This is a genomic window from Arsenicicoccus cauae (assembly GCF_009707125.1).
Lineage (GTDB): Bacteria > Actinomycetota > Actinomycetes > Actinomycetales > Dermatophilaceae > Arsenicicoccus > Arsenicicoccus cauae.
In genome coordinates this window covers 53,829-75,019 of record NZ_WLVL01000037.1, presented here as the reverse complement: position 1 = coordinate 75,019, position 21,191 = coordinate 53,829, and the positions used below count along the sequence as shown (strand labels likewise).

22 protein-coding genes are annotated in these 21,191 nt (G+C 73.1%); 20 read left to right on the top strand and 2 right to left on the bottom strand.

Annotated elements, in window-relative coordinates:
- The first annotated feature begins 87 nt into the window (after positions 1-87).
- From GGG17_RS17165 to GGG17_RS08990, 14 genes are all read left to right on the top strand, one after another.
- A complete protein-coding gene (locus GGG17_RS17165) occupies positions 88-2,661 on the top strand; it encodes a bifunctional diguanylate cyclase/phosphodiesterase (RefSeq protein ID WP_154593401.1) in 2,574 nt (857 codons plus the stop codon).
- 168 nt (positions 2,662-2,829) lie between these two features.
- The gene (gene rpsP, locus GGG17_RS09050; protein WP_311966551.1) at positions 2,830-3,366 is read left to right on the top strand and encodes a 30S ribosomal protein S16; all 537 of its coding nucleotides are present in this window, start codon (positions 2,830-2,832) and stop codon (positions 3,364-3,366) included.
- Positions 3,367-3,368: 2 nt separating this feature from the next.
- A complete protein-coding gene (locus tag GGG17_RS09045) occupies positions 3,369-3,611 on the top strand; it encodes an RNA-binding protein (RefSeq protein WP_019287908.1) in 243 nt (80 codons plus the stop codon).
- A 116-nt stretch (positions 3,612-3,727) separates the two neighbouring features.
- A complete protein-coding gene (gene rimM / locus GGG17_RS16460; protein ID WP_154593398.1) occupies positions 3,728-4,264 on the top strand; it encodes a ribosome maturation factor RimM in 537 nt (178 codons plus the stop codon).
- 2 nt (positions 4,265-4,266) lie between these two features.
- Positions 4,267-5,490, top strand: a complete 1,224-nt coding sequence (trmD, locus tag GGG17_RS09035; protein ID WP_311966550.1) for a tRNA (guanosine(37)-N1)-methyltransferase TrmD — start codon at positions 4,267-4,269, stop codon at positions 5,488-5,490.
- A 239-nt stretch (positions 5,491-5,729) separates the two neighbouring features.
- On the top strand, positions 5,730-6,089 hold the full coding sequence (rplS, locus tag GGG17_RS09030; protein WP_154593397.1) for a 50S ribosomal protein L19: 360 nt from the start codon (positions 5,730-5,732) through the stop codon (positions 6,087-6,089).
- Between the two features lie 57 nt (positions 6,090-6,146).
- Entirely contained in the window at positions 6,147-6,827 is a 681-nt protein-coding gene (gene lepB, locus GGG17_RS09025; protein ID WP_311966549.1) for a signal peptidase I, read from the top strand.
- Entirely contained in the window at positions 6,824-7,663 is an 840-nt protein-coding gene (lepB, locus tag GGG17_RS09020; protein WP_154593396.1) for a signal peptidase I, read from the top strand. Before lepB (GGG17_RS09025) ends, lepB (GGG17_RS09020) begins: the two co-directional genes overlap by 4 nt.
- A complete protein-coding gene (rnhB, locus tag GGG17_RS09015; protein WP_154593395.1) occupies positions 7,660-8,439 on the top strand; it encodes a ribonuclease HII in 780 nt (259 codons plus the stop codon). The genes lepB (GGG17_RS09020) and rnhB overlap by 4 nt, the downstream gene beginning before the upstream one ends.
- Positions 8,436-8,759: a DUF2469 domain-containing protein gene (locus GGG17_RS09010; protein WP_154593394.1), complete on the top strand. Its 324-nt coding sequence runs from the start codon at positions 8,436-8,438 to the stop codon at positions 8,757-8,759. The genes rnhB and GGG17_RS09010 overlap by 4 nt, the downstream gene beginning before the upstream one ends.
- Before the next feature lie 159 nt (positions 8,760-8,918).
- Complete coding sequence (locus GGG17_RS09005) at positions 8,919-9,308, top strand: YraN family protein (RefSeq protein WP_154593393.1); 390 nt, start codon at positions 8,919-8,921, stop codon at positions 9,306-9,308.
- Complete coding sequence (locus GGG17_RS09000; protein WP_311966548.1) at positions 9,305-10,828, top strand: YifB family Mg chelatase-like AAA ATPase; 1,524 nt, start codon at positions 9,305-9,307, stop codon at positions 10,826-10,828. Before GGG17_RS09005 ends, GGG17_RS09000 begins: the two co-directional genes overlap by 4 nt.
- Positions 10,825-11,964 (top strand): DNA-processing protein DprA, encoded by a 1,140-nt coding sequence (gene dprA / locus GGG17_RS08995; RefSeq protein WP_154593392.1) that lies wholly within the window; start codon positions 10,825-10,827, stop codon positions 11,962-11,964. The genes GGG17_RS09000 and dprA overlap by 4 nt, the downstream gene beginning before the upstream one ends.
- 102 nt (positions 11,965-12,066) lie before the next feature.
- Positions 12,067-13,095 carry a tyrosine recombinase XerC gene (locus tag GGG17_RS08990; RefSeq protein ID WP_311966547.1) on the top strand — a complete coding sequence of 343 codons (1,029 nt, stop codon included), beginning with the start codon at positions 12,067-12,069 and terminating at the stop codon, positions 13,093-13,095.
- A gap of 163 nt (positions 13,096-13,258) precedes the next feature.
- On the opposite strand, the gene GGG17_RS08985 is transcribed toward GGG17_RS08990, so the two are convergent.
- Both GGG17_RS08985 and GGG17_RS08980 read right to left on the bottom strand, forming a co-directional pair.
- Positions 13,259-13,957, bottom strand: a complete 699-nt coding sequence (locus GGG17_RS08985) for a murein hydrolase activator EnvC family protein (RefSeq protein ID WP_230082848.1) — start codon at positions 13,955-13,957, stop codon at positions 13,259-13,261.
- Between the two features lie 158 nt (positions 13,958-14,115).
- The gene (locus tag GGG17_RS08980; protein ID WP_154593391.1) at positions 14,116-15,273 is read right to left on the bottom strand and encodes a pyridoxal phosphate-dependent aminotransferase; all 1,158 of its coding nucleotides are present in this window, start codon (positions 15,271-15,273) and stop codon (positions 14,116-14,118) included.
- Between the two features lie 325 nt (positions 15,274-15,598).
- Between GGG17_RS08980 and rpsB the strand changes: the two genes are divergently transcribed.
- The 6 genes from rpsB to rlmN all read left to right on the top strand — a co-directional run bounded on the left by rpsB (position 15,599) and on the right by rlmN (position 21,187).
- Complete coding sequence (gene rpsB, locus GGG17_RS08975) at positions 15,599-16,528, top strand: 30S ribosomal protein S2 (RefSeq protein WP_154593390.1); 930 nt, start codon at positions 15,599-15,601, stop codon at positions 16,526-16,528.
- A gap of 63 nt (positions 16,529-16,591) precedes the next feature.
- Complete coding sequence (gene tsf, locus GGG17_RS08970) at positions 16,592-17,419, top strand: translation elongation factor Ts (RefSeq protein ID WP_154593389.1); 828 nt, start codon at positions 16,592-16,594, stop codon at positions 17,417-17,419.
- A 203-nt stretch (positions 17,420-17,622) separates the two neighbouring features.
- Positions 17,623-18,351 carry a UMP kinase gene (pyrH, locus tag GGG17_RS08965; RefSeq protein ID WP_154593388.1) on the top strand — a complete coding sequence of 243 codons (729 nt, stop codon included), beginning with the start codon at positions 17,623-17,625 and terminating at the stop codon, positions 18,349-18,351.
- A 106-nt stretch (positions 18,352-18,457) separates the two neighbouring features.
- Complete coding sequence (frr, locus tag GGG17_RS08960) at positions 18,458-19,015, top strand: ribosome recycling factor (RefSeq protein ID WP_154593387.1); 558 nt, start codon at positions 18,458-18,460, stop codon at positions 19,013-19,015.
- A 21-nt stretch (positions 19,016-19,036) separates the two neighbouring features.
- On the top strand, positions 19,037-19,945 hold the full coding sequence (locus GGG17_RS08955; protein ID WP_311966546.1) for a phosphatidate cytidylyltransferase: 909 nt from the start codon (positions 19,037-19,039) through the stop codon (positions 19,943-19,945).
- Between the two features lie 69 nt (positions 19,946-20,014).
- Positions 20,015-21,187, top strand: a complete 1,173-nt coding sequence (gene rlmN / locus GGG17_RS08950; protein WP_154593386.1) for a dual-specificity RNA methyltransferase RlmN — start codon at positions 20,015-20,017, stop codon at positions 21,185-21,187.
- The last annotated feature ends 4 nt before the right edge of the window (positions 21,188-21,191 follow it).

Here is a 21,191-nt window from a genome sequence, read left to right as displayed (position 1 = left end):
GGAGACCGGAAAGGCGCATAAGACCAAGAAGTAGCAATCTGTGGCGTTGCCGTAACTCTGCGTTGAATTTCGGGGCAAGATAGGCCAGTGAGCCTTCGTGGATCCGGCGTCCGCGGTGTCCGCGGTGTCCGCGACGACACGGCGCTGCTCCGCGTGGGGCTGGCCGCCGGCGAGGCGGCCCTGCGCATCAAGCGCGCCGCCCGCGCGTGCCAGCGGCTGGCGCGCCTCGCCGAGACCGACCCCGACATCACCCTTGACACCACCGTGCAGTGCGCGGCCGACCTGGCGAGCGAGCTGGGGTACCTCGGCGAGAACGACCCCGGTGCCGCGCTGCAGGTCGCCGGGGGCGCGCTGCAGGTGATCACGCACCTGCCGCCCGGCCCGTGGTCCCTCGTCGTGGAGATCCAGGCGGAGCTGACCCGCGGCGAGGCGCTCCTGGCGCTCGGGGACCTCGACGGCGCAGCCGGGTGCGCCGCCTCCGCCCGCCGTTCCGCCACCCTGCCGCTGCCGGAGGACGACCTCGGCCTGCGGGTGCGCGCCGGGCTCCTCGCGCTCGATGGGCAGGTGGCGGTCGTGGAGGGCGACCTCGAGCGGGCCGTGACGCACTTCCGCGCGGCCCTGGACGCCGACGCCGACGGGGTGCTCGGTCTGCGGCCGCTCGTGCTGGCGCGGCTCGCGCAGGTCATGCAGGCGCTCGGCGACACCGAGCTCGGCCTCACCTACGTCGACCGGGCGCTCGCCTGCACGACCGTCCCCCAGTCGGACGCGGCCGTGGCCCGGCTGCACGGCATCCGGGCCGAGCTGCTCCTCGACGCGGATGACCTCGAGGGCGCCCTTGCCGAGAGCGAGCGCGGGGCCGAGCTGGTCGTCCACGCCGGGCTCGACCCCGCCGAGCACGTCCGCCGCGTCGCCGACGTCCGAGCCCGCCTCGGTGACCCGAGCGCCCCCGACACGCTGCGTCGGCTCGCGGACGACGAGCGGCGGGCGACCGGGGCACCGAGCCTGACGACCCTGCTCGCCCTCGCCACGGCCCACCTGCGCTCCGGCGATGCAGAGTCGGCGGTGCGGGCCCTGGCGCCCTACCACCACGCCAGCTCCCTGCCACGGCCCCAGCGCGACGCCGTCTACGACCTGCTGACCGAGGCCGCCGAGCGCACCGGTGACGAGGCCGGTGCGCTGGCGCTGATGAAGGAGCAGCGCGAGGCGGCCCGCAGCGACGCCCGCGTCGGTTCAGCCTCACGGGTGCGGGACCTCGCCGACCGGCTCCGCATGGATCTGCTCCAGGCTGACCTCAAGGAGGCCCGCCGACGCGAGCAGCAGCTCACCCTGCTGGTGCGACAGCGCACGGCCGAGCTCACCTGGAGGGCCGCCCACGACGAGCTGACCGGGCTCTACAGCCGGGACGCGGTGCTCAGCCGGCTGCGCGAGCCGGCCGGGCCGGACACCTGGCGCACCGTGCTGTACCTCGACCTGGATCGCTTCAAGGTGGTGAACGACGCCCACGGCCACGAGGTGGGGGACGCCCTGCTCTCCGTCGTCGGACGACGCCTGGAGACCGCCGTGCTCGTCCTCTCCGGGCGCACGTGCGTCGCCCGCCTCGGCGGTGACGAGTTCTGCGTGCTCATCGACACCGAGGGGCCGCTGGACGGGGTGGCCACCGCCCAGCAGCTCGTGCAGGAGCTGTGCACGCCCGTCGACCTGCCGAGCCTCGGGCCGGTGCGGCCCCAGGTCAGCATCGGCGTCGCCCAGGCCGCGCCCGGCATGCCCCGGCCCGTCGGGGACACCGACCTCGACCTGCTGCGGGACGCCGACGTCGCGCTCAACCGGTCCAAGTCGCAGGGCGGCGGGGGGATCTATGTCTTCGGCCATACGGACCGGGAGCAGGCGGTGCGCCGCTTCGAGGTGGAGCACCGCGTGCGCCGCGCCATCGAGGAGGGGCGCATCCTCCCGGCATACGACCCCATCGTCGACCTGCGCACCGGCACGGTCGTGGGGGTGGAGGCCCTGTGCCGGATGGACGAGGACGGGCGGCTCGTGCGGGCCGCCGAGTTCATCGAGATCGCCGAGGAGTCCGGCCTGATCGACGCGCTGGGGCGGGTGGTGCTCGCCAAGTCCATCCGCGACCTCGCGGCGTCGGGCTCCCCGAGCTTCGTCGCGATCAACCTGGGCCCGCGCGAGCTGCGCCGCCCCGGCCTGCTGGACGACCTGCGGCGACGGACCACGGCGGCCGGCCTGGGCCTGGACCGGCTGGTGGTCGAGGTCACCGAGCGGTCCTTCGTCGACGTGGCCTCCCAGGAGGCGCAGGTGCTGCGAGACCTGTCGGACGCCGGGGTGCGGCTGGCGATCGACGACTTCAGCACGGGGCACAGCTCGATGGTCCACCTGTCGTGGATGCCGGTGCAGCTGCTCAAGATCGACCGGTCCCTGGTCGTGCGCGCGGCGCGCAGCCCCTGCGACCGCACGCTGGTCGCGGCGGTCATCTCGATGGCCCAGACCCTTGGGCTGTCGGTCGTCGCCGAGGGCATCGAGACCCCCGGGGCCGCGCGGGTGCTGCGCGACCTGGGCTGCGACCTCGCGCAGGGACACCTGTTCGAGGAGTACTCCCGGATCGCGGACATCCCAAGGACCTTCGACCTGGGTCGGCTGCTGTCCGACGACTGAGCCGGGATGTCGTCAGCATGCCGGGCGATCTGGCATCATGGACTCCCGTATGCGCCGTGGGCGGACCCTCTCACCGGTCTCGACGCGTCCATCGAGCCCGTCCAGCGCCTGTCCCCACGGTGTCGTGACGCGGGCTCACCCACACCACACCAAGGAGACACCACACTCGTGGCCGTCAAGATTCGTCTGAAGCGCATGGGCAAGATCCGTGCACCGTACTACCGCGTCGTCGTGATGGACTCGCGCACCAAGCGCGATGGCCGTGCGATCGAGGAGATCGGCATCTACCACCCGACGGAGCAGCCGTCGCGCATCGAGATCACCTCCGACCGCGTGCAGTACTGGCTGGGCGTCGGCGCCCAGCCCACCGAGCAGGTCCTGGCCCTGCTCAAGATCACCGGCGACTGGCAGAAGCACAAGGGCCTGCCGGGCGCCGAGGGCACCCTGCAGGTCAAGGAGCCCAAGAAGTCCAAGCAGGACCTCTACAACGAGGCCCTCCAGAAGGCTGAGCTCGAGCCCAAGGAGACGCCGCGCAAGAAGGCCACCAAGAACGAGGCTCCCTCCGAGCCGGCCCCCGAGGCCCCCGCGACCACCGACCCGGCAGAGGCGGCCGAGGCTGCGGGCTCCGCCGAGGCCGAGGAGGTCCCCGCGACCGAGTCCGTCGAGGCGGCTGCTCCGGAGTCCGACGAGAAGTCCGAGGCCTGATCGTGCTCGAGGAGGCGCTCGAGCACCTCGTCAAGGGGATCGTGGACCACGACGAGGACGTGGTGGTGCGCCACAAGGAGCTCCGCCGCGGTGAGGTGCTCGAGGTGCGCGTCCACCCGGACGACCTCGGGCGCGTCATCGGCCGCTCGGGCCGCACCGCCAGCGCCCTGCGCACCGTGATGGGCGCCCTGGCCGGTGGCAAGCAGGTCCGCGTCGACATCGTCGACACGGACCGGGTGCGCTGAGCGCCCGGCATCACGCTCGAACGACCAGAGGCGTGCGCGGGACACCCCGTCGCACGCCTCTCGTCGTCTGCGGGGCTGCCCCGCACGAGCTCCACGAGGAGACGAGGAGAGAGTGCATGGACGTGGTCGTCGCCAGGATCGGCAAGGCACATGCGCTGCGCGGGGAGGTCACGGTGGAGCTGCGCACCGACGACCCTCAGGCACGGCTCGCGCCGGGCGCCCGGTTGGCGACGCAGGCGCGCCGCGGCTCCGGGGTGCCCCGCGAGCTCACCGTGCGGACGGCTCGCGTCCACAACGGTATCTGGCTCCTGGCCTTCGAGGAGATCCCGGACCGCACCGGGGCCGAGTCCCTGCGCAACACCCTGCTGACCCTCGACGTGGACGCCTCCGGGTCGGCGTCCCAGGACGACGACGAGGGGTGGTACGCGTCCGACCTGGTCGGCCTGCGCGCCGAGGACCCTGCCGGCGTCGTCGTGGGGGAGGTGGTGGCGCTGCACACCCGTCCCGTCCAGGACCTGCTCGAGGTGCGCCTCGCCGACGGTCGCACGGGGCTGGTGCCCTTCGTCGAGGCGCTGGTCCCCACCGTGGACGTCCCCGGGGGGCGGGTGGTCGTCGACGCCCCCGACGGGTTGTTCGACCTCGACGGGGAGTGACCGTGCGCATCGACGTCGTCTCGATCTTCCCGGAGTACCTCGCGCCCCTCGACCTCTCGCTCATCGGCAGGGCCCGGCGCGAGGGGCTGCTCGACCTCCACGTCCACGACCTGCGGTCCTGGACGACGGACCGGCACCGCACCGTCGACGACACTCCCTACGGCGGGGGCGCCGGCATGGTCATGACGCCCGAGCCCTGGGCCCAGGCGGTCGACCACCTCGCGTCGGTCGGTGACCGGTCGTACGCCGGAGCGCGGCCCCTGCTCGTCGTGCCGGGCCCCGGCGGGCGACGGTTCGACCAGGCGATGGCCCACGAGCTGGCCGCCGAGCCGTGGCTGGCGTTCGCCTGCGGGCGCTACGAGGGGATAGACGAGCGCGTCTACGACTACGCGGCCGAGGCGCTCGACGGTCGGGTGCGGGTCGTCTCGCTCGGCGACTACGTGCTCAACGGGGGCGAGGTGGCCGTGCTCGCCATCACCGAGGCCGTGGCCCGGCTGCTCCCCGGGGTGGTGGGCAATGCCGCGTCCCTCGTCGAGGAGTCCCACGAGGACGGGCTGCTGGAGTACCCCGTCTACACCAAGCCCGCCTCCTGGCGGGGCCGCGGGGTGCCGCCGGTGCTGCTGTCCGGCGACCACGGCGCCATCGCGACCTGGCGTCACCGGCAGCGTCTGGAGCGGACCGCGGCCCGGCGGCCCGACCTGCTGGAGGCATCGGCGGCCGTCAACGGCGACGACCCCCTCCCGATCCGCCTCGCCACCCCCGCGGACGTGCCCGAGCTGTGGACCCTCACCCGGGCCTGCTGGGTGGACGAGGGGCGGCTCAACCACGCCCCCGACATCCCACCGCTGGTGGAGACGCTGGAGCACGCCCAGGCCGAGCTCGAGCGATGGCGCACCTGGGTGGTCCGGGAGGGGTCCGGATCCGGCGCCGGTCAGGCGGGTCGGCTCGTCGCGTCCGTGCGCGCCCGGCTCGTCGACGGCGACACCTGGGAGGTGGGCCGGCTCATGGTCGCCCCCGACCTCGTCGGGCGTGGGATCGGCCGGCAGCTGCTCGCGCACGCGGAGGAGCAGGCGCCCCGCGAGGCCGTGCGAGCCTGGCTCGTCACCGGGGCCCTCAGCGAACGCAACCAGCGCCTCTACCGCAAGGCCGGGTACCGCCCCGTGCGGCGGCCGCGGCAGGGCATCCCGGGCACGGTCGAGCTGGACAAGGGGCTGCGCCGCTCCTGAGCGCGTCGCCCGGGGTCCGGCCGCGGAGCCCGTCGCCCGAGTTGGGGTCGGGGCCGCGGATCTGGCAGAATCGTGCCTTGCGTCTCGCGGCGATCATCCATGCCCCTGCCACAGGGGGAGGACCTGTCTGATGACAGGGACGCGGCAGCCGGGGGCGTCATACGACACCAGTCCGCGCCCACCAGGGCGCGGCCGACGGTGGGACGACCTGTGGCGGCCCCACGAGAAAGCGACATCGCATGAAGAAGCTGGCTGAGTTCGACGCCGCGAGCCTGCGCGACGACGTCCCCGAGTTCCGCGCCGGAGACACCCTCAAGGTCCACGTCAAGGTCATCGAGGGCACCCGCTCCCGCGTCCAGGTCTTCCAGGGCGTCGTGATCCGTCGCTCCGGCGGCGGCATCGGCGAGACCTTCACCGTCCGCAAGGTCTCCTTCGGCGTCGGCGTGGAGCGCACCTTCCCGCTGCACACCCCGGTGATCGACAAGATCGAGGTCATGACGCGCGGCGACGTGCGACGCGCCAAGCTGTACTACCTGCGGGACCTGCGCGGCAAGGCCGCCAAGATCAAGGAGAAGCGCGACACCACGGGCAAGCGCTGACCCTTGGCTCACGAGGCCGGGGAGGCGCGCACAGCGGGGGCCAGTAGGCTGCCGCGGGTGCACCCCCGGACGACGATGCCGACCCCGACCGACACCTCGGTCGCGGTCGGCATCTCTCGTCGGAGCCGGCACCTGCTGGTGGTGGTGGTCCTCGCCTGGGTGGCGCTCGTCGCCGTCCGGACCTGGGTCGTCGACTGGTTCGTCGTGCCGAGCGGGTCCATGGAGCCGCTGCTGCGGCCCGGCGAGCGGATCCTCGTCGACAAGACGACGCAGGGCGTGCGACGCGGCGAGGTGGTCGTCTTCGACGGCACCGGCACCTTCGACACCGGGGACGGGCCGCCGCTCCCCGTCCGGCTCCTCGGCCGGGCGTTCGGGGCCTCGCCCGGCCACCACCTCGTCAAGCGCGTGGTGGGCGTCGGTGGCGACCACGTGCGCTGCTGCGACGACCAGGGGCGCCTCACCGTCGACGGCCGCCCCCTCGACGAGCCCTACCTCCACGCGGGCGACACACCCAGCGAGGTGCGCTTCGACGTGGAGGTCCCGCCAGGCAGACTGTGGGTGCTGGGAGACCACCGCAGCCGATCGGCCGACTCGCGGTCGCGGCTGGGCTCCCCGGGAGGCGGGCTCCTGCCCGAGCGCGACGTCACCGGTCGGGTGATCCGCGTGCTGTGGCCCCCCGGCCACTGGCGCGCCGTGGCCGCCCGACCTGACCCGACGACCCCTGGAGGATCCCGATGACCGACGCGCGTGACGTGCACGAGGACCCGACGCCCGGTGGTGAGGCGGCGGGGTCCCGCAAGGGGGCCGCGTCGGCGGAGCGCGGCGGCGGGGCCGTGTCGTCCGGGCAGGACGCGGCAGGATCGCGCTCAGGCGCCTCGCGCTCCTCCGGCACGGGGTCCCACCTGATGCATGCGGTGCGCGAGTTCGTCATCGTCGTCGGGCTCGCACTCGTCCTGTCGCTCGCCGTCAAGACCTGGCTGATGCAGGCCTTCTACATCCCCTCCGGGTCCATGGAGGACACCCTTGTCGAGGGGGACCGGGTGGTCGTGTCCAAACTGACCCCGAGGCCGTTCGAGCTGGAGCGGGGCGACGTCGTCGTGTTCGAGGACACCGGCCGGTGGCTGGTGCGGGCGCCAACGGCCGAGCGCTCGGGGATCGCCAACGTCCTGCACGAGACCTTCGTCTTCGTCGGTCTGCTGCCCAACGACTCGGACAGCCACCTGATCAAGCGTGTGGTCGGGCTGCCGGGGGACAAGGTGACCTGCTGCACCCAGTCCGGCAAGCTGACCGTCAACGGCGCCGAGATCACCGAGAGCTACCTCAAGCCGGGTGACGCGCCGAGCGTCGAGCCATTCGACATCACCGTGCCCCAGGGACGACTGTGGGTGATGGGCGACCACCGCAGCGACTCGGGTGACTCCCGCTACCACGATCCCAGCCGCGACGGCAGCACGGGATCGGTCCCCATCGACGACGTCGTCGGACGTGCCGTCGCCGTCGTGTGGCCCTTCTCCGAGATGACCTGGCTCGGTCAGCCCTCGACGGTGTTCTCGGCCGTGCCCGACGCCAGATGACACCCCCCGCCACGTCGGCCTCGCGCAGGCCCAGCCTGAGGATCGAGCGGACCCTCCAGCGCGGCCTGCCCGAGGGCCGGCAGGTCCTGGCGGCGATGGACGAGGTCGGCCGCGGTGCCCTGGCCGGGCCCGTGTCGGTGGGGGTCGTGCTGATCGACCTGTCCGTCGGGTCCGCACCCTCCGGCGTGCGCGACTCCAAGCTGCTGACGCCGGCCGCCCGCGAGAGGCTGGTGCCCCGCCTACGACGGTGGGCGCCGGCATACGGCGTGGGGCACGCGTCGCCGCTCGAGATCGACGAGGTCGGCATCATGGGTGCGCTGCGCCTCGCGGGGAGGCGGGCCATGGCCGCCGCCTGCGCCGGCGGGCTCGCCCCCTCCCTGGTGCTGCTCGACGGCAACCACGACTGGTTCACCGAGCCCGACCGGCTCGGTCTGCTGGGGGCCGTGGACGAGGACGTGATCCCGGTGCACACCATGATCAAGGCCGACCTGCGGTGCTCGTCGGTCGCGGCCGCGAGCGTGCTCGCCAAGGTCGAGCGCGACGGCCTCATGGTGCGTCTGGCCGAGCAGGACGACGTGAACGACGCCTACGGCTTCGCCGCCAACAAGGGGTATGCCGCCCCGGGGCACCTCGACGCGCTGTCCCGCCTCGGACCCTGCCGCCACCACCGCCGCTCGTGGCGGCTGCCTCGGCAAGGGGCCGTGGGTGATGATGGGACGAGGACCGCGGTGGCCGACGGCGCCGCAGCAGCCGAGCAGGGAGTGCAGGAGCGATGAGCGCAGAGGACCTCGAGCGGTACGAGACCGAGATGGAGCTCGCGCTCTACCGGGAGTACCGCGACGTCGTGGGGCTGTTCTCCCACGTCGTCGAGACCGAGCGTCGCTTCTACCTCTGCAACTCCGTCGACGTGCGGGTGCGCAGCGACGGGGGCGAGGTGTACTTCGACGTCACCATGGCGGACGCGTGGGTCTGGGACGTCTACCGCCCGGCCCGATTCGTCAAGAACGTCCGGGTCGTGACCTTCAAGGACGTCAACGTCGAGGAGCTGGCCAAGTCCGACCTGGACCTGGCCAAGGACCCCGGCTTCCCGTCCTGACGGCACCGGACCTCGCGATCCCGGGGGTTTGTCCACAGCTCGTCGCGTCCCCGCCGCGGTCGTCCACAGGGCGCAGGTCGCCGGGTCGCCGTGCGCCGGGGGCGGCCAGGGTTGACCCCGTGCGGTCACGGTGGTCGCACGGGAGCGTGAGGTGTGGCCATGGCATGTGGATCCGGCCCGGCACGGCATCGGGCCGTCGGGGACTACGGCGAGCGGGTGGCGGCGCGCCACCTCGAGGCCCTCGGGATGACGGTGGTCGACCGCAACTGGCGGTGCGACCAGGGGGAGATCGACGTCGTGGCCGTGGCCCCGACCTCACCCCCCACCCTCGTGGTGTGCGAGGTCAAGACCCGCACGAGCGTGTCCTACGGCAGCCCGGTCGAGCAGGTGACGCAGCGCAAGGCGATGCGGCTGCGGCGCCTCGCCGTGCGGTGGCTGCAGGAGCACCCGGAGGTCACGTCCCCGCACGTCCGCGTCGACGTCGTGGGGGTCCTCGTGCCCCGCGCCGGCGCGCCGGAGGTCGAGCACCTCGAGGGGGTGCTGTCGTGAGCACCGGGCTGACCCGCGGCGTGACCCTGTCGGGGCTCGAGGGGGCCGTCGTCGATGTCGAGGCGGATGTCAGTCTCGGGCTGCCGGCCTTCACCGTGACGGGGCTCGCGGACACGACCGTCGGCGAGGCGCGCGACCGGATCCGGGCGGCGGCGAGCAACGCGGGCGTGCCCCTGCCGTCGCGTCGTCTCACGGTGAACCTGTCGCCGGCGTGGATGCCCAAGTCCGGCAGCGCCTTCGACCTGCCCATGGTCGTGGCTCTGCTGGCGGCCGCGCAGGAGGTGCCACCGAGCGTGCGCGGCGTGGTCCACCTCGGAGAGCTGTCGCTCGACGGGGCGGTCAAGGGGGTCCGCGGTGTCCTCCCGTGCGTCCGCGCCGCTGTGGAGGCGGGGCACCGTCGGATCATCGTGCCCGCCGTCAACGTCCGCGAGGCGCGGCTGGTCGAGGGCGCCCAGGTGCTCGGGGTGCACCACCTCGCGGAGGTGGTGGCCTTCCACCGGGGCGAGCTGCTCCTGCAGCCCGAGAGCGAAGGCCCGGGTGACCAGCCCGTCCGCGACGAGCTCGACCTCGTCGACGTCGCCGGTCAGGGCGAGGGGCGCTTCGCACTGGAGGTGGCGGCCGCCGGCGGACACCACCTCTTCCTCAGTGGTCCGCCCGGCGCGGGCAAGACCATGCTGGCCGAGCGGTTGCCGGGCCTGCTCCCTCCGCTGCCGGACGACCAGGCGCTCGAGGTCACCTCCATCGCCTCGGTCATGAGCAGCGAGGCGGCGCCCCTGGGGCTGCTGCGGCGACCCCCCTACGTCGCCATGCACCACGGCGTGACGATGGCGGCCATGGTGGGTGGCGGGTCCGGCCGTCCCTCACCCGGTGCGGTGACGGCTGCGCACCGTGGTGTGCTCTTCCTCGACGAGGCTCCTGAGTTCGCCTCCCACGTCCTCAACTCCCTGCGCCAGCCGCTCGAGTCGGGGACGGTGACGATCGGTCGGACCGATCGGATGCTGACCTTCCCCGCCCGCTTCCAGCTGGTCCTCGCCGCCAACCCGTGCCCGTGCGGCCGGGCCGTGGGCAAGGGCCTCGGCTGCACCTGCACCGTCAACCAGCGTCGTGGCTACCTCGGTCGGCTGGCGGGCCCGTTGCTCGACCGCATCGACCTGCAGCTGTCGGTGCCGGCGGTCTCCCGGCTCGAGCTCGTCGAGGCCGACCCGGAGCCCACGGCGGTGGTGGCCGCACGCGTGGCGCAGGCGCGCGCCGTCGCGGCGGAACGCTATGCGGGCGAACGCTGGTCGCTCAACGGCGAGGTGCCCCCCGGCCGGTTGCGCCGTGGCCCGCTGCGGCCCTCGCGCAGAGCCACCCGGCTGCTCGACCGCACGCTGGACCGGGGAGGGGTCACCTTGCGTGGCTACGACCGGGTGACCCGGGTGGCGTGGACGCTGGCCGATCTCGCCGGCCACGCGAGCCCGACCAGTGACGACGTCGATCAGGCACTGACCCTGCGCGGCGCGGCGGAGGTGGCGGCATGAGACCCGACGAGCTGCCCCGCGACGAGCGGACGGCCCGCGCCCTGTGGAGCAGGATCGCCGAGCCCGCCGACACCCGGGTCGCCGCGATGCTCGACGGTGTCGACCCCGTCACCGCCCTGCAGGGCCTGCTGCACGACGGCGAGGCCCGTCACGACGCGCTGCGCGACCGGCTCGCGGCCGCCGAGCCTGGACGCGACCTGGCCCTGGCAAGACGGTGCGGAGCGAGGCTGCTCGTCCCCGGCGACGACGAGTGGCCGCCTGGCCTGGACGACCTCCCGGTGGTCAGACGCCCCTACTGCCTGTGGGTCCGCGGGCCCGCGCCGCTCGCCGAGGCCATGGAGCGCAGCGTCTCGGTCGTGGGCTCCCGGGCTGCCACGGAGTACGGCCAGCGCGTGGCCGCCGACCTCGGCGCCGGCCTCGCGCAGCGGGGCTTCACCGTCGTGTCGGGAGCGGCCTTCGGGATCGACGCGGCCGCGCACCGAGGCGCGCTCGCGGAGGACGGGGAGACCGTCGCCGTGCTCGCCGGGGGCGTCGAGCGTCCCTATCCCGCAGCGCACGAGCGTCTGATCACCCGCATCGCCGAGACGGGGTCCGTGGTCAGCGAGGTGGCGCCCGGGTGCGCGCCCACGCGATCACGCTTCCTGCTGCGCAACCGACTCATCGCGGCGCTCAGCCAGGGCACCGTGGTCGTGGAGGCGGGCTATCGCAGCGGGGCGCTCAGCACGATGCGCGCCGCCGTCGAGCTCGTCCGGCCCGTGGCGGTGGTGCCCGGCCCCGTGACGAGCATGACGAGCGCGGGGTGCCACCAGGCCGTCCGCGATGGGATGGCCGAGCTGGTGACCGATGCGGCCGAGGTCGCCGAGCTGTGCGGGCGGATGGGCGTCGACCTGGCACCGGAGCGCAGGGCCCCGGTGCAGGAGCTGGACCTGCTGGGCCCCGTCGACGCCGCCGTGCGCGCCGCCCTGCCTGTCCGCAACCTCGCCCGCCTCGAGTCGACCGCGCTGGCCGCGGGCGTCACGGTGCCCGAGGCTCGGGCCGCGCTCGGCCGGCTCGTGACGCTGGGCCTGGCGGAGACTCGGGATGGGGGATACCGCCTGGGACCCGACGCACGCCGCCGCAGCACCGCGGGGCGGTGACAGCCGGCCGGTCGTGCCGGGACGTGTCAGCCGGACCGGAGATCCCGGCGCGTCTGCTCGGCGGTCCTTGCTCCCGATCACGCGGTTTGCGACCGTGAGCGGGTGGCCGAGGACCTGATCGAGCAGTTCGCGCAGCACCTGCGGGTGGAGCGTGGACGCTCTGAGCACACGGTGCGGGCCTATCTCGGTGACCTGCGGGCCCTGCGGGCGTACGCGCGGGAGGAGGGTGCCGAGGACCTGACCGACCTCGGGCTGACCGACCTGCGCTCGTGGCTGGCGCGTCAGGGGACGCAGGGGGCGGCCCGCGCCACGGTGGCACGCCGGGCGGCGGCGGTGCGGGCGTTCTATGCCTGGGCGACCCGCCGCGGGCACCTGCCGAGCGACCCGGCCGCCAGGCTGGCGTCGCCGCGGCGGACCCGCACCCTGCCGGGGGTGCTCGACCACGTGCAGGCAGACGCTTTGTTGCAGTCTGCGGCCGACGCTGCTGCGAGGCCCGGTCGACACGTCGATGCTGCGGCGGAGACCGACCAGCACGTCGACGCGCAGGGGGAGCCCGACCTCGGGCCCGGCGCCACGGGGGAGCCTGCCGGTGAGGGCCCCGCGGACCCGCCGGGTGAGGTCGACCCCCTGTCGTTGCGGGACGCCGCGATGGTGGAGCTCATGTACGCCAGCGGGATTCGCGTCAGCGAGCTCGTCGGGCTCGACCTGGACGACCTCGACCCGTCGACGCGGACGCTGCGGGTGCTCGGGAAGGGAGACAAGGAGCGCACGGTGCCGTACGGCGTGCCCGCGCAGCGCGCGCTGGACACCTGGCTGTCGCGGGGTCGACCGCAGCTCGTGACCCCGGCCAGCGGCCCGGCCCTGCTCCTCGGACGCCGTGGTCGGCGGGTCGACCCCCGTCAGGTGCGCGAGGTGGTCCACCGCCTGCTGGCGCGCGTCCCGGACGCGCCCGACCTCGGACCGCACGGGCTGCGGCACAGCGCCGCCACGCACCTGCTCGACGGCGGGGCGGACCTGCGCGTCGTGCAGGAGCTGCTGGGCCACTCGAGCCTGGCGACGACCCAGATCTACACGCACGTGTCGGTGGATCGGTTGCGGGCGGCCTATCGCCAGGCCCACCCGCGCGCCTGAGCGGGTCCCCGAGGCGGTTGGTGAGCCACGAGCTCGGTGTGGGTCGTCCAGAGGGCGTGCGGGCGGCGGTTTGTGGGCTGGGGGCTGGGGGCTCGGCGTGGGTCGTGTGAGGGTGGGTCGGGCGGCGTTGTGGGAGCGGGGGACTCAGTCTGCGACGGTGCACTCAGCGCAGCGGCAGCAGGACCAGGGGCCCGCGATCGATGAGCGTCATGGGGTCGATGTACGTCTCGCCCCGTCGTGCGCCCCAGTGCAGGCACGTGGTGGCGCAGTGGCTCGGCTCGGCGACCAGGACCGCGATTACCTGACCCCGCGCCACCCGGTCGCCGACCACGACGCGTGACGCGACGGGTTCGTAGGTGCTGCGGAGCCCTCCCGGGTGGTCGATGGACAGGACCGGGCGGCCGGCGACCATGCCGGCGAACGCCACCACGCCGTCGTCCGGGGCGAGGACCGGCGTCCCCGCGGCGGCGAGCAGGTCGACGCCCCGGTGACCCGGGGCCCACGGCTGCGGCGGTCCGACGAACCGTCCGACGACGCGGAGTGGTCGCAAGGGTGGGTCCCACCGGCCGCGCGTGGGGCGCCCCGAGCTCGCGGGCGGCGCGACCTCGACGGGCGACAGGCGTCCGGGTGCGCCCGAGGCGGGTGCCCGGGTCGCCCCCACGCGCGAGTCGGTCCCCGGCCCGAGCACGCCTCGGGCCGAGGCGGCGAGGTCGGACGCGGCCGGTCCGACGACCGGCGAGCGCCTCGACGCCTCCGCCTCGACGGTGGGGGAGGCACCGACGGAGGCGGCGGTCATCGAGGCGGCCACGGACGCGGCGGACAGCGCGACGAGGGCGGTGAGGAGGGGGCGGGCGATCGGCATACGGTCGAGGCTGGGGCGGGAGCAGGGCGGGGACAAGGCGCGGGGCAGCGCCTGTGGACGAGGGCGCGGATCGTCGCGTCCGCCGCCCGGCCTGTGGACGACGCGCTCGGGCCAAGGCCCCCGCCGGCCATGCAGCAGCCAGGCCGCACGACCCGGCGCTAGCGACCGGCGAGGCGGCGGGCGGCCTCGCGCAAGACGTCCTCCTGCTTGCAGAAGGCGAAGCGCACGAGCGACCTGGCGGCCTCGGGGTCGTCGTGGAAAGCCGACATGGGCACACCTGCCACACCCAGCTCCGCCGGCATCCGGCGACAGAAGTCCGTGGCGTCGACCCCGCCCAACGGAGCGACGTCGGCCACGGCGAAGTAGGTGCCCGCGGGGACGCTCACCTCCAGACCGGCGCAGCGCAACCCGTCGACGAGCAGGTCCCGCCGGGACTGGAGGGTCGACGCGAGCTCGGCATACCGGTCGGTGGGGAGGGCCAGGGCGGTCGCGACACCGACCTGGAAGGGGCCGGAGTGCGCGAAGGTCGTGAACTGCTTGACCTGCCGCACCGCAGCGACGGCCTCCGCAGGGCCGGTGAGCCAGCCGACCTTCCACCCGGTGGCGGAGAAGGTCTTGCCCGCCGAGGAGATCGTGATGGTGCGGTCGCTCATCCCGGGCAGGGTGGCCACGGGGACGTGCTCGACGCCGTCGAAGGTCAGGTGCTCGTAGACCTCGTCGCAGACGAGCCACGCGTCGTGCTCCCGGGCGAGCTCGGCGACCAGCTCGAGGTCGGCGCGGGACAGGACCCGACCGGTGGGGTTGTGCGGGCTGTTGAGCAGGACCACGCTGGTCCGCTCGGAGAAGGCGGCCCGCAGGGAGGCCTCGTCGACGGCGAAGTCGGGGAACCGCAGGACGCTGGTGCGCCGGACCCCTCCCGCCAGGGCGATGGTGGCGGCGTAGCTGTCGTAGTAGGGCTCCAGCACGACCACCTCGTCGCCGGGGCGGACGAGGGCCAGGATGGTCGACGCGATCGCCTCGGTGGCGCCGACGGTCACCTGCACCTCCGAGCCCGGGTCGACCCGCAGGCCGTAGAACCGCGACTGGTGCTCGGCGATCGCCTCGCGCAGCACGGGCAGACCGGGACCGGGAGGGTACTGGTTGACGCCGCCCCGGATGGCACGGCAGGCGGCCTCGAGCATCTCGGGCGGTCCGTCCGAGTCCGGGAAGCCCTGACCGAGGTTGACCGCGTCGTGCTGCTGGGCGAGCGCGGTCATCTCGGTGAAGACAGTGGTGCCGAAGGTCGTCAGCCCGGGGTGGCCAGGGGTGCGGGGCATGCGGCCGACGGTAGCCCAACGCCGGACGGGACCGGCGACGCGGGCACGGAGGGATTAGGTCGCGGTGGGCCCGCCACGTAGGATGGAAGGACGGGTGACGTGGGCCTGGCGGCTGCCAGGAGCACCGATCCCGAATTCGCGCGCCTTCTCGCCGGACGAGTCGATCTCGATGCAGTCCGGGGCGCACCACGGCAGTCCGGTCCAGGCTCGTGCTCCTCACGCGGCGCGGGTGACCGGCGGGGTGCGTTCGCAGGCGCCAGGCACGGCCGCGGCACCCGCCGCGCGATCGTGGGTAACTGACAACGACAGAGAGAGGGACCTCGGCATGGCCGTCGTCACCATGCGCCAGCTCCTCGAGAGCGGCGTGCACTTCGGGCACCAGACCCGTCGCTGGAACCCCAAGATGAAGCGCTTCATCCTCACCGAGCGCAACGGCATCTACATCATCGACCTGCAGCAGTCGCTGACCTACATCAACGACGCCTTCGAGTTCGTCAAGGCCACCGTCGCCCACGGCGGCAGCGTGCTCTTCGTCGGCACCAAGAAGCAGGCGCAGGAGCCCGTCGCCGAGCAGGCGACCCGCGTGGGCATGCCCTACGTCAACCACCGCTGGCTCGGTGGGATGCTCACCAACTTCAACACCGTCTCCAAGCGCCTCTCGCGCCTCAAGGAGCTCGAGGAGATCGACTTCGACGACGTGGCCGGCTCCGGTCGCACCAAGAAGGAGCTCCTCGTCCTCAAGCGCGAGAAGGACAAGCTCGAGAAGACCCTCGGCGGCATCCGCAACATGGCCAAGGTCCCCTCGGCCGTGTGGATCGTCGACACCAAGAAGGAGCACCTCGCGGTGGACGAGGCCCGCAAGCTGGGCCTGCCCGTCATCGCGATCCTCGACACCAACTGCGACCCCGACGAGGTCGACTACAAGATCCCGGGCAACGACGACGCCATCCGCTCCGTCACCCTGCTGACCCGCGTGATCGCCGACGCCGTCGCCGAGGGCCTCGTGGCCCGCTCGTCCGGTCGCTCCTCCGAGGGCGCCACCGAGGCCGAGCCGCTCGCCGAGTGGGAGCGCGAGCTCTACGCCGAGGCCGCGAAGTCCGAGGCTCCCGCGGCGGACCAGGACCAGGCGCAGACCCCCGCTGCCGAGGGCACCCAGCCGGCCGACGTCACCGAGCAGGTCGCCTCGGCCCCCGAGGGTGTTGAGCAGGCCGCGCCCGCGACGGAGGGCGCTGCGCCCGCCGCCGAGCAGGCCTGAGCCGCGGCAGTCACCACCGCGTCAACCACCACTTCGAACACGCGTAGAAAGTAGCTACGACACATGGCTAACTACACCGCTGCCGACATCAAGGCGCTCCGCGAGAAGACCGGCGCCGGGATGCTCGACGTCAAGAAGGCCCTCGACGAGGCCGACGGCGACCAGGCCAAGGCCACCGAGATCCTGCGCGTCAAGGGTCTCAAGGGCGTCACCAAGCGTGAGGGCCGCGCCACCTCCAACGGTCTGGTCCGCGCCAAGGTCGACGGTGGCGTCGGCACCCTCGTCGAGGTCCTGTGCGAGACCGACTTCGTGGCCAAGGGCGACAAGTTCGGCCAGCTCGCCGACACCGTGCTCCAGGCGGCCGTCGACTCCCAGGCCGCCGACGCCGAGACGCTCCTCGCCCACCAGGTCGACGGCAAGTCCGTCAAGGAGCTGCTGGACGAGGCCAACGCCACGATCGGCGAGAAGATCGAGGTCAAGCGCGTGGCTCGCCTGCAGGGTGAGAAGGTCACGTCCTACCTGCACAAGACCAGCCCCGACCTGCCGGCGCAGATCGGTGTCCTGATCGCCACGGAGGGCGGCGACGACCAGGTCGCGCACGACGTCGCGCTGCACATCGCCGCGTTCGCACCGAGCGTCCTCACCCGGGACGAGATCGACGAGCAGACGGTCGCCAGCGAGCGTCGCATCGCCGAGGAGACGGCCAAGGAGGAGGGCAAGCCCGAGGCCGCCCTCCCCAAGATCGTCGAGGGTCGCGTCAACGGCTTCTTCAAGGAGCAGGTCCTGCTCGAGCAGCCGTTCGCCAAGGACGCCAAGAAGACCGTCGGCAAGGTGCTGGACGAGGGTGGCGCCAAGGCCACGGCTTTCGCCCGCTTCCGCGTCGGCAGCTGATCCCCGCCCGACTCCCGCGCCCCTGGGCGCACCCGCGACCGGGCCCGGTCCACCCCATGGGTGGGCCGGGCCCGGTCGCGCCCCGGGCACCGCACAGCCTCCCCGCAGGACGCCCGCCGGGGCGCCGTGAGGCCTCCGCCGTGTGACAGACTGTGCGGCGGTCGGCAGACCGATCACGCGTCCACCTGGCAAGGAGCTGCACGATGACCGAGACCCCCGACAACCGCGGCTACCAGCGCGTGCTGCTGAAGCTGTCCGGCGAGGTCTTCGGAGGGGGCAGGGTCGGTCTGGACCCGGAGGTCGTGCGCGGGATCGCGCGGCAGATCGCCGAGGCCGTCCAGAGCAAGGTCCAGGTGTGCGTGGTGATCGGCGGCGGCAACTTCTTTCGCGGGGCCCAGCTGCAGGACAAGGGCATGGACCGGGCTCGGGCCGACTACATCGGGATGCTGGGCACGGTCATGAACTGCCTGGCGCTGCAGGACTTCCTCGAGAAGGAAGGCGTCGAGACCCGGGTGCAGTCCGCCATAGAGATGACCCAGGTCGCGGAGCCCTACATCCCCCGCCGCGCGATGCGCCACATGGACAAGGGCCGCGTCGTGATCTTCGGTGCCGGCGCGGGCATGCCGTACTTCTCCACCGACACCGTCAGCGCCCAGCGCGCCCTCGAGACCAAGTGCGACGCGGTCCTGATCGCCAAGAACGGCGTCGACGGGGTCTACGACGCCGACCCCAAGACCAACCCCGCTGCGCGGCGCTACGACACCCTCACCTACGCCGAGGCCCTCGCGCGGGGCCTCAAGGTGGTCGACGCCGCGGCGTTCAGCCTCTGCATGGACAACAAGCTCCCGATGATCGTCTTCGGCATGGAGGGCGAGGGCAACGTCGCCGCCGCCGTGCGTGGTGAGAGGATCGGGACGGTGGTCACCGCCTGAGCAGCCCGCCTGCCCGACCGTCGCGAGCCCCGGTCGTGCGGAGCAGCACCGGGCTCGTGGCACGGACCCCGACGTTTTTTCGCCATACGGACGATGGAGGCACCCCATGATCGACGACATCCTGCTCGAGGCCGAGGACAAGATGGACAAGGCCGTCGAGGTGGCCAAGGAGGACTTCGCGTCCATCCGCACCGGGCGCGCCAACCCCGCGCTGTTCCACAAGGTCATGGTCGACTACTACGGTGCCGCGACCCCGCTGCAGCAGCTCGCGTCCTTCCAGGTGCCCGAGGCGCGGATGATCCTGATCACGCCCTTCGACAAGGGCGCGACCCACGAGATCGAGAAGGCCCTGCGGGCCTCGAACCTCGGGGTGAACCCCAACAACGACGGCGGGGTGCTGCGCATCAACCTCCCGGAGCTGACGCAGGAGCGCCGCAAGGAGTACATCAAGCTGGCCCGCGAGAAGGGCGAGCACGGCAAGGTCTCCATCCGCAACGTCCGGCGCAGCGCCAAGGACCAGATCGACAAGCTCGTCAAGGACGGCGACGTCGGCGAGGACGAGGGCACCCGTGCGGAGAAGGAGCTGGACACCCTCACCAAGAAGCTCACCGACCAGATCGACACCCTGCTCAAGGGCAAGGAAGCCGAGCTGCTCGAGGTCTGAGCGACCGACGCGGAGCACATCGTGCCCACCCCTGACATGCCCCCGGCCCTCGAGGGCTCGCGGGTCCAGCGACGGATCCAGCGAGCCGTCGAGGTGGCCCGCCGGTCCAAGAGCCCCGGCAAGGCCGGCCGCGACCTGCCCGCAGCGATCGGGGTCGGCGTGGGGCTGGGTGCCCTGATCATCGGGTCGCTGGCGTGGCGCCCGGAGGCCTTCCTGGCGCTCGTGACCGTGGCCATCGTCATCGGGATGTGGGAGGTCGTGCAGGGGGTCCGGCACGGACGGGTCCGGGTGCCGCTCGTCCCCACGATGGCGGGCGGCGTCGCGATGCTCGCCAGCGCCTACTGGGGTGGTCCCCGTCCGCTGACCCTCGCCTTCACGCTGGCGGTGCTGGTCGTGCTCGTATGGCGCTCCCTGCAGGGCGTGGGCGACGCCATGCGGGATGTCTCCGGAGGCGTGCTCACCCTGGCCTACGTGCCGCTGCTCGCGAGCTTCTGCATCATGCTGCTCGCCCAGCCCGACGGGGAGCTGCGCGTGGTGACCTTCATCGCGGTGACGGTCTTCTCCGACATCGGCGGCTACGCCGTCGGCGTGCTCAAGGGCAAGCACCCGATGGCGCCCTCGATCTCGCCCAAGAAGTCCTGGGAGGGCTTCATCGGGTCGATGGCGACCTGCATGCTCGTGGGCGCGACCTGCACGTCCTGGCTGCTGCACGCGCCCTGGTGGACCGGTGTCCTGCTGGGGGCGGCGGCCTGCGTCACCGCGACGGTCGGTGACCTGTGCGAGTCCGTGATCAAGCGGGACCTAGGCATCAAGGACATGGGCCACATCCTCCCGGGGCACGGCGGCATCATGGACCGGCTGGACTCGCTGCTGCTGACCGCGCCGATGGCCTGGCTCGTCCTCACCTACCTGGTGCCGGCGGCGTCCTGAGGCGCCGCGCCGACACGATCACCCCGCGTCGGGGCGGGCGGGGCGGCATACCTGAGACAATGGTGCGCGATGAGTGACTCCCAGCCGCAGGACCTGCCCACGCCGACGACCCGCCCGGCGCCGGGACAGCTGACCTTCACCGCGCCGCGGCGCGGCAAGCCCCCGGCCCACCTGGCCGACTTCGCGCTCGACGAGCGCAAGGCCTTCGTGACCGAGCTGGGGCACCAGGGCTTCCGGGCCAAGCAGCTGAGCGTGCACTACTTCGACCGGCTGGTGACCGACCCCGCGGACATGCCCGACCTGCCCAAGGCGCAGCGGGCCGAGCTCGTCGCCCAGGCCCTGCCACAGCTGCTGACCCCGATCACGACCCGCGTGGCCGACGGTGGCGCCACGCACAAGAAGGTCTGGCGGTTGCACGACGGCGCGCTCGTCGAGTCCGTCGTGATGCGCTACCCCGGCCGCGCCACGATCTGCATCTCGAGCCAGGCGGGGTGCGGCATGAACTGCCCGTTCTGCGCGACCGGGCAGGGCGGTCTGCAGCGCAACATGAGCACCGCCGAGATCGTCGAGCAGGTGGTCAGCGCCGCCCGGGCGCTGCGGGCGGGCGAGCTCGGGCCGATGCCCGAGGGCGACCAGGGTCCGCTGCGCGTGTCCAACGTCGTGTTCATGGGGATGGGCGAGGCCCTGGCCAACTACAAGGCTGCGATCGGCGCGATCCGTCGCCTGGTCGAGCCGGCCCCGGCCGGTCTCGGGATGAGCGCGCGCGGCGTCACGATGAGCACCGTCGGGCTGGTGCCGGGCATCGACAGGCTCGCCGCCGAGGGCATCCCGGTGACCCTGGCGCTGTCCCTGCACGCCCCCGACGACGAGCTGCGCGACGAGCTGGTCCCCATCAACACCCGCTGGCGGGTCGACGAGGCGCTCGACGCGGCGCGCCGCTACTTCGACACCACGGGACGACGCGTCTCGATCGAGTACGCCCTGATCAGGGACATCAACGACCAGGCGTGGCGCGCCGAGCTGCTCGCGGACAAGCTCAACGCGCGGGGGAGCGGGTGGGTGCACGTCAACCCCATCCCGCTCAACCCCACGCCGGGCAGCCGGTGGACGGCGAGCCGCAAGGGCGTCGAGCAGCAGTTCGTGGAGCGGCTGCGGGGGCGCGGCATCTCGACGACGGTGCGGGACACCCGCGGCCAGGACATCGACGGGGCGTGCGGCCAGCTGGCGGCGGCCACGGCCTGACCGG